Raw genomic sequence first — 12474 nt, forward strand, 5'->3', positions numbered from 1 at the left:
AAGCAGGCGGGGGTCAAAAAGTACGTTTGGGAAGTTGCCTACACAGCAAAAGATGAACGCCTACAGAAGGCGCCCTAATACCCCGTCATCTCCAAATACCCCACCCCACCCTCAAACCGCACCGGCCCTTCCCAGTACGGAATACCCAGGTCCATCCATGCCTTCGGGTTGACGGCCTCGGTGGTGATATCCAGCTGTTTGCCGGGAATTTTCAGTGACCAGCGTGTGGGAATGTTGCGCCCGTCGATGGCCGTGGTGGTCAGCGGTGTAAGTTGGATATCGCTGTTGTGCAAGGTCTCGGTGTGGCCCTGAGCGTCGATCCAGGTGCCGGTGAGGTAACCGTCGCTGTCTTTCTGCCGCACGCGAAACAGCATCAGTTGCGCGCCGCGGTCCAGGTGCAGGGAGAACCAGTCCCAGCCGGTCTGGCTGGCGGCCAGGGGTTGGCTGCTCCACTCGCGGTCGAGCCAGGCTGGGCCGCTGACCTGGTAGGTGTGGCCGTCAAGGCTGACGCTGCCGCTGGCGGTGAAAAACGGTTGGCTGTAGTAGTACGACGCCTGGCCCTGGTCGGATTTGCGGCTGTAGCCATGGTCGCCTTGCAGCACCAGCGGGCGACTGGAGGTCAGGTGCAGGTCGTAGGCAAATTGCGCGCCGCTGGCCTTGAGTTGCATGCCTGCCAGGGGGCTGGCGGCGCCGGGGCGGGTGGCGAAGGTCCAGTCGTCGATCCAGGCGTTGAACGGCTCTGCCTGAGCCCCAGCCTGGCCGACGCCGCCCCGGGCCAGGCGTTCGGCGGCGTAGTGGCGGGTGGCCGAGGTGACGGCGGCGTGGCCGAGCCACACGGTTGAATCGCGCCAGCCCGGTTCAACAGCGCCGGCTATCAATGCGTTGCGAAACAGCGTCCATTGCACGCCGAAGACATTGCCCTGGGTGTCCTTGAGGTTGGCTGTGACGTACCACCATTCGATGCGAAAGCCGTCATGGGGCCCGTGGTCCTCGGGAAAACTGAAGACTTTGCCGGGCACCACCTGGGCAAAGTCCGCCGCATCGCTGCCCAGCCCGGCAAAACTGTCCTCGGGTGGGGGCGCCTGGTCGCACCCGCTCAACAGTAACCAGGCGATGCACGCCAGTGCCTTAATCTTCATGGGCGAACGTCCTCAACAAATCCGCCGGGCGGCTGCGGTACAACTGCCATAACGGCCAGGCCGACGCGAGCAAGGTGGCAAGCATCGCCAGCCCCAGCAATTGCGCAAGCTGCCCGGGGAATACCTGCAGCGGCAGGCGCCAGCCGAAGGCCTGCACGTTGATCACCGCATCCAGGCACCACGCCAGCAACAGCCCCAGCGGCAACGCCAGGATCAACGTGAGCACCGCCAGCAGCCAGGTCTGGCCGAGGTTGAGCAGCATCAATTGTCGGCGCGTCACGCCCAGCGCCCACAACGGCGCGAGCTGGCCGAGGCGGCTTTGGCTCTGGGTCAGCAGGCTGATGAACAACGCCACCCCGGCGACGCCAAGGGTCAGGCTGTTCAACGCGGCGGTGGCGGCGAAGGTGCGTTCGAACACCTGGCTGGACCAGCCCTTGAGTTGCTGTTGGTCGACGATGCGGCTGTCTTCCAGGGCGAACTCATGCTGCACTTCACGGATCAGCGGCGGCACGTCGGCGGGCGCCACGCGCAGGTTGAAGCGTGCCGGTGAGAGCGTCGGCCAATGCGCCAACAGGTGCTGGGCATTGACCAGCAGATGGCCCTTGGGGTTGCCGTAGTCGGCGTAGATGCCGACGATCTTCGGCGCCCAGGTACCCTGCGGCGTGGGGATGGAAACCGTGTCGCCCAGCTGCACCTTCAGGCGTCGCGCCAGTTGTTCGCTGAGCATCAGGCTGTCGTCTTGCAGCAGGCGGTCCCAGGGCGCGTCCGCCGCTTCCAGCAACGGCCAGTGTTGACGATAAGTGGGGTTGTCGACCACGCCGAACACCTCCGCGGGCCAGCCTTGCAGTTGCACCGATACCTGCCAGGCGGGCAATACGGCCTGCACCAGGGGCTGGCGGGTCAACCATGCTTTGAGTTGCTCGGCCTGCTGCGGATTTTGCGGGTTGAGGTACAGCTCGGCAGTGAGGCGTTGCTCCAGCCAATGGGTGAAGGTCTGGCGAAAGCCCGAGGTCATGGAACCGGCGCCGATATTCGCCGCCAGGGCCAACAGCAACGCCATCAGCGCCAGGCTCAAGGCCGGCAGTTGTTGGCGGCAATCGGCCAGGAACCACTGGCCCAGCACCGAGCGACTGCGCCCCAGCACCGCTTTCAATAACCCGTTGAGCAGCACCGGTAACGCCAACGCCGCGCCCAACAATAAGGCCGCCATCAGCGCAAACCCGGCGGCCAGGCTATCGCCCAGCCACAGTGCCAGCAATGCGATCAGCAAGGCGGCGGATGCCACCCAGCCCTGGCGCCGCAACCAGCGCCCATGGGCTTGATGCCAAGCCTGGGCGTTGGCCAGCGCCAGTAACGGCAAACGCGCCGCGCGCCACAGGCTGCTGGCCCCGGCGAGCAGTGCGCCGAGCAGGCTCACGCCCAAACCAGCGAGCCACCACCAGGGGCTCAAGTTCAATTGGCCGGCGACTTCGGCGCCGTACAGGCCGCGCAAACTGGCGGCGACATCCGGCAGTAACAGGCTGGCCAGCAAGTAACCGCTGGCGATACCGAGCACACCGCTCAACAGCGCCAAACACCCCAATTCAATACCCAGGCTCAGGATCAACAGGCGTGCACTGACCCCGCAGGCACGCAAAGTTCGCAGCAGGCCACGGCGCTGCTCCAGAGCCAGGCCGATGGCCGCATGCACGATAAACAGCCCCACCACAAAGGATAAAAAACCCACCGCATCCAGGTTCAGGTGAAAGCTTTCGGTGAGGCGTGACAAGTTGTTGTCCTCGCCCTGCTTGAGTTGTAACGCAGCGGGTGGCGTGGGGTGACGGGCGGCAAAGGTGTTGTCCACCAGTAAGCGCGAAAGGCGCCCGGGCATGTTGAGCAGGGGTTGGGCAAAACTGATATCAGTCAACAGCAGGCCGGGGGCCATATCGGCCTGGACTTGCAACGGTGGCAGGCGTTGCCCGGTGGACGTCAGCGGCTGCTCGCCCGCCTGCAATCCCAGTGCCTCTAACGTTTGCGCAGCGACCCAGGTACGCCCCGGCGGCTCGAAAAACGCTAGCATCTGCGCCTGGCTCAAGCGTTGCCCCGCCACGCTGCCACTGCCGGGCAACGACACCGGGTCAATGCCCATCAATTGCAGGCGCTGCTGCTCGTGGCCCTGAAGCACCACCCGCCCCTGCACCACCGGGGAGACCGGCCAACCCGCGCGGCGCAACTCGGCAAACAGTGCCTGGGGGAAACTGGCGGCATCCGGTGCAATCAGGCTGGCTTGGGGTTCGCCGCCGATCAATTGGCTGGCGCGGGCGTAGCTGTCCCGCGCCTGGCTGTTGAGGGCCTGCACGCCGGTCAGTAGCGCGGTGGCCAGCCACAGGCCGGTGAGCACGCTGAAAAATTGCACCGGATGACGCCGCCAGTGGCTCAGCAACGCGCGCAGCGTCCAGTAAAACAGCGTCATCTCAGCGAGCGTCCATCGACACGACACGGCCACGGTGCAGCACCACCTGCCGGTCAAGCCGTGCGGCCAGGCGGGGGCTGTGGGTGACCATCAGCAGGCTGGTGGGGCTGTCCCGCAGCAGGTCCAACAACAGTTGCAGCACTTCATCGCTGGTGGCTTCGTCGAGGTTGCCGGTGGGCTCGTCGGCCAACAACAAACCCGGTCGCGAGGCCAGCGCCCGCCCGACGGCAACCCGTTGCTGCTGGCCACCGGAGAGTTGCTCGGGATAACGCCGCAGCAAGTCACCCAGCCCCAGGCGCTCCACCAATTGCGCTTGCCAGTGCGGGTCAAAACGCCCCGCCAGCCGCGCCTGGAACGCCAGGTTGTCTTCCACGCGCAAGCTGCCGATCAGGTTGAACTGTTGGAAGACCAGGCCGATTTGCGTACGGCGCCAATGAGCCAGTTGCCCTTCGTTGAGTTGGTCCAGGCGCTGCTCGCCGATGCGGATACTGCCGCCGTCCACTCGATCCAGCCCGGCCACCAAGTGCAGCAAGGTGCTTTTGCCGCTGCCCGACTCACCCATCAGCGCCAGGCTGCTGCGCTCGCCCAGGTGCAGGTCGACGCCGGCCAGGACGGCCAGCGGGCCTTGCGGGGTCGCGTAGTTTTTTACAACACCTTGCACCTGCAACATAAGAACGCTCATCTGAAGGACCAGCAATGAGAATAACGGCTGATGCTCCTGCCCACGCAAATTTTTCACATGGATTTCACCGTCTGCCCATCCACCGCACTTTAAAGTGCCCGCCAACTCGTGGTAACCCACAACTTTATTAGTTAATCCAAGTGACACTCTTAACATGCAAGTGTTCAGCAAAAAGACAGCAGTGCTGTGACAGTCTCCTGCCTCACTAAGGGCAACTGCCCCATCATGCAGCCGTTTTATAAACACAATAAACAGTGCCGAGGGTGAACCGCGTGGCAGACATGATCCTGGCCAACCGCCAACCTAAAAGGTCTAGGTTAAAACGCCTGAGAAAATACCGCCTGCACTTGCTTGGCATCAGCGTTACCGCCTTGCTGTTGGCGGGCTTTTTAATGTGGCCCAGCTCGCCGCTGGACCTGGGCGTGGGCAATCGCCTGCTCACCTCCGGGGTGCTCGCCAGCTGGCGCGAGGGCGAGTTAGTGGTGCTGGTGCGCCATGAAGAGCGCTGCGACCGCTCGGCCAACCCCTGCTTCGGCCCCGCCGATGGCCTGACCATCAACGGTACTGAACGCGCCGTCGAACTGGGCAAAGCCTTTGATTCACTGGGCATGGCCCTGACCGACGTGCTCAGCAGCCCCACCACGCGAACCGCCCAGACGTCACTGTTCATGTTCGGCAAGACCGAGCTGTCCCCCGGCCCGCTGGCCATCTGCGGCGACGCCATGGGTGATGAAATCCTCGGCCACAAACAGCCAGGGCGCAACCTGATGCTGATCACCCACAGTGCCTGCATGAGCGACTTCCAGACCAGCCTGGGCTTCCCTCACGCAGCCGCTGCCGAGTACGGCAGCGCGCTGTTCGTCAAGGTGCTGCCCAACGGCACCTTCAAGGCCATGGGCACCATGAACAGCGAAGAATGGACCGCCGCACTCAAACAACTTTAATTACACTTATTTACATATTGAGCCGTCACGCGTTCAGCAAAACGACAGCACCGTTCTGGCATGTTTAGTCGCGCCTGTTAGTTATGTTTTCCTACAACTACTTAGTGATCCTTACGATGCTTCGCCCTATTAAGTTAATACCGCCATTGCCCGTATTTGAACGTTATGGAGCGATGTGCACATGCCCCGCGTAAACCCTTTGGCCTGGCTATTGCTGGGCGTTGCCGTGTTCATCTTGTTGCCCCTGGGCTTTCACGGTTTATGGACGCCAGATGAAACCCGCTACGCCCAGGTCAGCCAGGAAATGCTGATGAGCGGCAACTGGGTGGCACCGCACTTCATGGGCGTGCGTTATTTCGAGAAGCCCGCCGCCGGCTACTGGCTCATCGCCCTCGGCCAGGCGGTGTTCGGTGAAAACCTGTTCGGCGTGCGCATTGCTTCGGTGCTGAGCACCGGCTTGAGCGTGGTGCTGGCCTACTTGCTCGCCCGTCGCTTATGGAGCGACCCGCGCAAGAGCTTTGCCTGCGCCTTGCTCTACATGAGTTTTGGCCTGGTGGCCGGGCAAGCCGGGTATGCCAACCTCGACCCGCAATTCACCCTGTGGGTGAACCTGAGCCTGGTGGCGTTGTGGTTTGCCCTGGACTGCCGCACTCCACGGGAACGCCTGGGTGCCTGGGCGATGTTGGGCGTGGCTTGCGCCATGGGGTTCATGACCAAGGGGTTCCTGGCGTGGCTGCTGCCAGTATTGATCGCCGTGCCTTACCTGATCTGGCAACGCCGCGTCGGCGAGTTGTTGCGTTACGGCCCTGTGGCGATTCTGGTGGCGGTGCTGGTCTGCCTGCCCTGGGTATGGGCGATCCACGTGCAGGAACCGGACTTCTGGCGCTTCTTTTTCTGGCATGAGCACATCCGCCGCTTTGCCGCCGACAACGCACAGCATGCGCGGCCGCTGTGGTTCTTCCTGCCGATCATGGTGGTGGCGTGCCTGCCGTGGGCCGCCTTGCTACCCGGCACCCTGCTCAAGACCTGGCAGGAAAAACGTCAGCCGGCGATTGCCTATCTTGCCCTGTGGTTGCTGCTGCCCCTGGGCTTTTTCAGCCTGAGCAAAGGCAAGTTGCCGACCTACATCATGCCATGCCTGTTGCCCCTGGCCTTGTTAATGGGCCACGGCTTGGTCGACCTGATCAAGCAAGGCAAGGCGCGCCCGTTGGTCATCAACGGCGCGCTCAATTTCGTCCTTGGCCTGACGGCCATGGTGGCGCTGATTTACCTGCAAATCACCCGCACGCTGTACGCCAATAGCCACGCAGAGATGTTCAACCTGTCGCTGACGTTTATCGTGCTGCTGGGCTGGATCCTCGCCAACCTGCTGCAAGCGGTGCGCCCGCTGACGTTATGGGCGATGCCCGCCCTCGGCATTGGCTTGCTGGTGGCACTGCTGCCGGCGGGCATGCCGGCCCCGATCGAAGATAACGAGATGCCCGACCAATTCGTGCTGGAACATCTGGACGAACTGCAACCTACCCGTGCTTTGCTGAGCAATGACCTGGGCCTGGCATCGGCCTTGACCTGGCGCCTGCGCCGGCCCGACGTAGCGTTTTATAACACCCAGGGCGAGCTGCGCTATGGCTTGAACTACGAAGACGCGGCACAGCGCAAGGTCACGCCGGACAGCGTCCAGGCCTGGTTGGCCGAGGCACGCCAGCAGGGTTCGGTCGGCGTGCTGATGCAGGTCAAGAGCACCAGCGAACACCGCGAAGAAGGGCAATTGCCTCCCGGCGGCAAACGTTATCGCAAGGGCGACCTGGTGCTGACGATTTACCCCCAACAACCTTGAATGCGGCGCCTGCCACAGGGAACATCCCATGAGCTTCTGGAAAACCGAACGCGGCGCCCTGGTGTTACTGCTGGGCACCTCAGCCTTGCTGCTCTTGCTGGGCCTGGGCAGCCGTGACCTGTGGGGGCCGGAAACGCGCTGGGCGAATATTGCCTTGCAGATGCTGCAAAGCGGTGACTATTTCGACCCGTACCTCAAAGGCACGCCGTATTACGACAAGCCCCTGCCCTCCTACTGGCTGATCACCGGGTTTGCCCACCTGCTGGGCGGCCTCGGCCCGTGGTCGCTGCGCCTGTCATCGGTGATTGCCGCGTGGTTGAGCATCTGGCTGGTATACCTGATCGGAGAACGCCTGTTTCGCAAAGGCACCGGGCTGATCGCCGGGTGGATGCTCGCCACCACCTTCTACTTCCTGTTCTGGGCCCGCGTGGCCACCGCCGATGTACTCACTGTGTGCGGCGTGCTGGCAGCGGTGTGGTGGTATTGGCGCGGGCCGGATGACACGCGGCTGGGGCGCTACACGGTGTTTTTCCTGTTGCTGGCCGCCACCTCACTGTTCAAGGGTTTGATCGGTGTGGTGCTGCCGGGCCTGGTGCTGTTGCCACACTTGCTCAGCGAACACCGCTACAAACGCCACCTCAACCTGCGCCTGGTGCTGGCCTTGCTCATCGCAGGCATCGTGTATGCGATCCCCTTTGTGCTGTCCCACCGCTACGGCGCCCCCACTTACGGCGAGAGCGGCCTGGAGCTGGTGTTCCGCGAAAACGTGGTGCGCTTCTTCGACCCCTTCGACCATATGGGGCCGATCTACACCTACCTGATCTACCTGCCGGCCTACACCCTGCCCTGGGCCCCCTGCTGGTTACTCGGCCTGTGGCTGGCCGTGCGCAACTGGCGCAAGGCGCCGCCCAACGTACGCTGGCTGGTGTGGGGCCTGGGCCTGTTGTTTATATTCTTCACCGCCAGCGGCAGCCGCCGCAGCTACTACGTGTTGCCGCTGGTGCCCTTTGCCCAACTGCTCGGCGCCTGGTGGCTGAGTGAGCGCCTGCACAAAAAACCTTCGAGCTGGCCGCGCTGGCAAACAGGCTTCGGCCTCAGCGCAGGCCTGCTCTTGCTGGTGCTGGGCGTGATCTACCCCTGGACCAACAGCAACGGCGGCGTCACCCGCTTCGCCACCGACCTGCAAGCCCAGGCAGAAAAAAGCGCGCCCTGGAACCAATGGCAACTGGTGCTGGTAGAGGTCGACAACAAGTTGCCCATGTACCTGCAAAACCACGGCAAGCCCTTCTACTACGTCAGCGAAGCCCAGGACTTCCCGCGCCAGGGCAACAGCGCCGCGTTCATGGCCTGGCTGGAAAAAACCACTGGCCAGGGCTTTGATCCGCAACGCACGATAATCGTCGCGCAGTATTCCAAGGACGAGCCGACGCCGTTGGCGTTTCTGGGGGCGGATCATCAGGTGGTGACGACCCAGCCGGATAATGGGGAGCGGTTGTTCAAGGCGCGTGAGGGTGGGAGTGTGGCGTTTGTTCCGGGGATGCGCTGAGGCGGAGCGGCAACTCGGCTTGCGTAGGCTGGCGAGTTGGGACAATCGGGCAGCAGTTAAACCTTAGGCATAAATTCATCAGCCTGTGCCTTGAGCCATTCAAACAACCTGGCGATATTCGGCTCAGTCTGACGTCCACTCCGGCAGATAATGTAATAAGCAGTGGGCGACATCATCACCGGAGCATTCAATGCAACCAAGTCGCCCGCCTTCAAAGCGTCGTCTACCAGAGCGGTCCTGCCCAAGGCAACGCCCCCGCCTTTCACCGCCAGGCTGATCGCCAAACTGGAATCGGGAAAGCGTGGGCCATGGTGATACGGCGGTGCTGGCAGCCCTTGGAACGCAAACCAGCTCTCCCACCCCGGGCACACCTGATCATCCACACGATGGATCAACGGGTATTGGGCGATATCCGCCCAGTCAATATCGCCGTGTAATTGCTGAAAAGCTGGCGAGCACACAGGAAATACCGCATCGCGCATCAGCAGCTCGACATGGTGGTCTGGGTAGTCGCCGTACCCCATTACCACCGCGACGTCGTATTGATGAGCACTCAAGCTGGCGCTGTTCATATCAGCGCTGGTCAACACCAGATCCAGATTGAACGAGGCTTGTGCATGAGAACCATGCATCCTGGGGATCAGCCAGGTTGAACACAGCGAGGACGTACAAGAGAGGTACAGCGGCTGAGATTTACCAGGGTTAAGCGACTGCAGCACAGCCTCCAGCTCTTTGAAAAAACCTTCAGCAACCGGCAACAGCGCCTGCGCCGCCGCCGTGAGTTTGACACCGCGTGAATGCCGCTCGAACAACTGCACCCCCCACCACTCTTCCAGACCTGCAATTTGATGACTGATAGCGCTGGCGGTGAGGTTCAACTCGGAGGCGGCGCGCGCAAAGCTGCCGGTTTGCGCGGCGCTGACAAAGGCTTGAAGCATAGGGGTGGGGGGCGGACGTTGGGCCATCAGTTGCTCACTTTGATCAGGATGATCCCGCCAACAATGACGAATGCCGAAAGCATTCGCCGCCAGCCAAACCGCTCATGAAAGAACAGCGCGGCAATAATGGCGCCGATAATAACACTGGTTTCCCGCAGGGCAGATACCTTGGCGACCGCATCCAGCGACAGTGCAAACAGCACCAGGCCGTAGGACGCCAGGTAAAACACCCCGCCCAGCATACCCACTCGCCAGTGGCTGCGGATAGCCAGTTTCAGTGCCGAGCGCTCCTTGAAAAACGCCAGCAGCGGGATCGGAATACTCTGAAATACCGTCAGGTAAATGATGTATTGCAACACCGTCTCACTGGCTCTCACGCCTTTGGCATCCACCACCGTATAAGACGCAATGAACGCTCCAGCGCACACCGCCATCAAGATCGGCTTGAACAGGTACGCCGTCATCCTGCGCACAAACGTCAGGCTGATAATCCCCACACAAATCATCAGCACACCCGCCATTGCCTGGAATGACAATTGCTCATGCAGCAAAAAGTAGGAAAACAACGCCACCAATACCGGAGGTACGCCACGCATTATCGGGTAAACCTGGCCGAACTCCCCGGTCTCGTAAGCCTTGATCAGAAACAGCCGATAGATCGTATTAAGCACCACCGAGACCAGCACATACCCCCACACCTCCAGACTCGGCACGTGGACCGAAGGTAGAGCGGCCAGGCAGATCAGCAATGCGGTGCCATCGACCATTGCCAAGGTCATGAACCGGCTGCTACCGGCGCGTACGACGGCATTCCAAGTGGCGTGCATGAAGGCTGAGATCAACACGAGGGTGATGGCGATATCGGAGTTGTCCATGGGGCTCAACTTTGGCTGGGTATGGGAGGATGTTCGATACGCATCAAGTTCTCATGGCTTGCGCAACCACATCCGTAGCAGGTAGCGGTTGAGATCTTTCAGACGCTCGGCATCATTGACCTGTGCACATGGAAGATGCCTGTCTATAAAGTGCGTGCGGGTATGCAGGAACTTATTATCGGCAGAAATGAGCAGTTGTCCGGACTCAAGCAGCACTCGCTGTTGAACCGACGACTGGTCAAGCACCGCATCCAGGAAATCCAACGCCTTATTTTGCGCGTCCGTCAATGGAACACCGGCCTTAAGGTGAGCCGATTCAATATACACGCGAAAGTACCTAATCAGAGGAACCCCTTCATCAGAGAAACTCAAAATTGGCGCCTTGAATAACTTTTCTTCTTCCGCCATTCCGCGATTTTCAAAAAAGAAATCACACTTTAGCTCTTCCAGCATTTCCGGAAACGCCATCAACTCAGCGTACACCGCACTTGCATCTATCAAGATGCTTTCACCACCCAGCAGCGCTTTCTGTCCACATGCCAAGATCAAGTAGTCAATAGGTAGCGGGTCACTCACGCCATCGTTGTGAACGTAAGCACCCTGGCGGGTCTGATGATATCTCGCCCCCTCTTCAATACTTTTACCTCCCCGGTCGTACACTTCAATCACCTTATGGTCGAGATGGTTCTGTACCATCGGCACTCCAAGCAAAGAGCCGAATGTCCAAACCAGCCATTTAAAGCTTGCAAGGTTATCGACCTTGAAACCATCCAAGATTAATACATGACCTCCATGATCAATCATGCTTCGAATGTTATTCAATTCCGCGTTTAGGTTGGGCACGTGAAGCGGATTAAGATGTACGGGCGCTGTATCGAATCGACTACCTTGATTACTCGATATAACCACATTAGTTACGCCTAGCAATTCATCAAATGCGGCTGTAGAAAGCCTGGCCTTAGCGGGTTCTTGACGAAAACGGCTGACATCTATGCTCATCGCAATCCCTTACGGTGATTAGTTAAGAGCAGTCATTTAACTGACCTTAACCATGTTCGAGAAAGCGAAACCTCATCAGCTTAGCCGTTAACTCCCGTAATGACAGACCTTTCATACAGAAAAAATCAGGTAGACCTGGCTGGCATTTCGTCATGGTTTGTAAAGGGCCAGCAAGCCGTGTCCCTTTAAATTGCAGGACGTTTCCGAGACAATCCCCGCCGCCTTGTGCCGGTTGGAATCGGTGGCTAGTCTGCGGTCCATCACTGCTCATCAGTGATCGGGTTTAGTCGCTCGGGTTTCATATGGCGCATGGTTCCATGATGTTTCATGGTGGCTGTGCGTATGGGCGCCTTTGGGCGCGCCGGTTTGCCATGTGGCCGGTCGACTAACCTGCGTACAGCCGCCACCCATTCGTTTAGTCGCGAAGGGTGTCAGCTCCAAACCATGTGGAGTTACACAATGAATAAAGTCCTACCCGATCCACCCCTCGATCCTGCAAAAGACCGTGCCGCGTTCAACCGCGCCATCGACCACTACCTGCCCAGCCAGGGGTTCCACAACGTCAACGACGACCTGAGTTTTGAAGATGCCTTGCTCTACACCGCCAGCTTGCTCGACAGCGCTTCGGCAACGGCGCTCGACTGTGGCGAGTTGCTGGATAGCCCGGGGCGGGCGAAGATTCTGGCGGTGTGGCATTTGTTGGAGATTGCCAAGACGACGGTGGATCGCTCTATTGAGTGCGTGAAGCCTTTGAAGCCAACAACTTAAAATAAAAGCGGGCTTGGCCCCATTTTGTAGGAGCGAGCTTGCTCGCGAAAAACTTATAGGCACGGCGTTTATTCAGGAGGCACGCGTTATCGTTGAGGTTTTTCGCGAGCAAGCTCGCTCCTACAGTGGTAAATGCAAATACCTCGGTAGTTCAGGCGAACCGAGTCGATGCCATCGCAGCATAGGTATCTACACAACTTTGTGGGCTGTAACGGCGGACGGTAACCACGATGCGAAGCGAGTCGCTCTTGATCTTGATCTGCTTTTGATCTTAGGCGCCCCGTCAAACCACGC

General features: G+C 60.2%; 10 protein-coding genes. 4 read left to right on the forward strand and 6 right to left on the reverse strand.

Annotated elements, in window-relative coordinates; all coding sequences use genetic code 11:
* Positions 1-74: 74 nt before the first annotated feature.
* From DK871_RS17935 to DK871_RS17945, 3 genes are read right to left on the reverse strand one after another with little or no spacing between them, the layout of a single operon-like run.
* Complete coding sequence (locus DK871_RS17935; protein WP_161906106.1) at positions 75-1139, reverse strand: lipocalin-like domain-containing protein; 1065 nt, start codon at positions 1137-1139, stop codon at positions 75-77.
* Positions 1129-3591: an FtsX-like permease family protein gene (locus tag DK871_RS17940; RefSeq protein ID WP_161906108.1), complete on the reverse strand. Its 2463-nt coding sequence runs from the start codon at positions 3589-3591 to the stop codon at positions 1129-1131. Before DK871_RS17940 ends, DK871_RS17935 begins: the two co-directional genes overlap by 11 nt.
* A 1-nt stretch (position 3592) precedes the next feature.
* On the reverse strand, positions 3593-4261 hold the full coding sequence (locus tag DK871_RS17945) for an ABC transporter ATP-binding protein (protein ID WP_098950901.1): 669 nt from the start codon (positions 4259-4261) through the stop codon (positions 3593-3595).
* A gap of 275 nt (positions 4262-4536) precedes the next feature.
* Between DK871_RS17945 and DK871_RS17950 the strand changes: the two genes are divergently transcribed.
* The 3 genes from DK871_RS17950 (at position 4537) to DK871_RS17960 (ending at position 8600) form a co-directional block, all read left to right on the forward strand.
* Positions 4537-5217 carry a histidine phosphatase family protein gene (locus DK871_RS17950; protein ID WP_161906110.1) on the forward strand — a complete coding sequence of 227 codons (681 nt, stop codon included), beginning with the start codon at positions 4537-4539 and terminating at the stop codon, positions 5215-5217.
* 181 nt (positions 5218-5398) lie between these two features.
* Complete coding sequence (arnT, locus tag DK871_RS17955; RefSeq protein ID WP_161906111.1) at positions 5399-7054, forward strand: lipid IV(A) 4-amino-4-deoxy-L-arabinosyltransferase; 1656 nt, start codon at positions 5399-5401, stop codon at positions 7052-7054.
* 28 nt (positions 7055-7082) lie between these two features.
* Positions 7083-8600 (forward strand): glycosyltransferase family 39 protein, encoded by a 1518-nt coding sequence (locus DK871_RS17960; protein ID WP_161906113.1) that lies wholly within the window; start codon positions 7083-7085, stop codon positions 8598-8600.
* Between the two features lie 56 nt (positions 8601-8656).
* Here DK871_RS17960 and DK871_RS17965 read toward each other — a convergent pair whose 3' ends face one another.
* From DK871_RS17965 to DK871_RS17975, 3 genes are read right to left on the reverse strand one after another with little or no spacing between them, the layout of a single operon-like run.
* A complete protein-coding gene (locus DK871_RS17965) occupies positions 8657-9565 on the reverse strand; it encodes a LysR substrate-binding domain-containing protein (RefSeq protein WP_161906115.1) in 909 nt (302 codons plus the stop codon).
* Positions 9565-10413, reverse strand: coding sequence for an EamA family transporter (locus DK871_RS17970; protein ID WP_161906117.1), 849 nt, complete (start codon positions 10411-10413; stop codon positions 9565-9567). The genes DK871_RS17965 and DK871_RS17970 overlap by 1 nt, the downstream gene beginning before the upstream one ends.
* A gap of 51 nt (positions 10414-10464) precedes the next feature.
* Complete coding sequence (locus DK871_RS17975) at positions 10465-11412, reverse strand: TauD/TfdA family dioxygenase (RefSeq protein ID WP_161906119.1); 948 nt, start codon at positions 11410-11412, stop codon at positions 10465-10467.
* A 459-nt stretch (positions 11413-11871) separates the two neighbouring features.
* Between DK871_RS17975 and DK871_RS17980 the strand changes: the two genes are divergently transcribed.
* Positions 11872-12180, forward strand: a complete 309-nt coding sequence (locus DK871_RS17980) for a DUF6124 family protein (protein ID WP_034134265.1) — start codon at positions 11872-11874, stop codon at positions 12178-12180.
* The last annotated feature ends 294 nt before the right edge of the window (positions 12181-12474 follow it).

This window comes from Pseudomonas sp. L13 (assembly GCF_009935965.1).
Taxonomy (GTDB): Bacteria; Pseudomonadota; Gammaproteobacteria; order Pseudomonadales; family Pseudomonadaceae; genus Aquipseudomonas; species Aquipseudomonas lactis.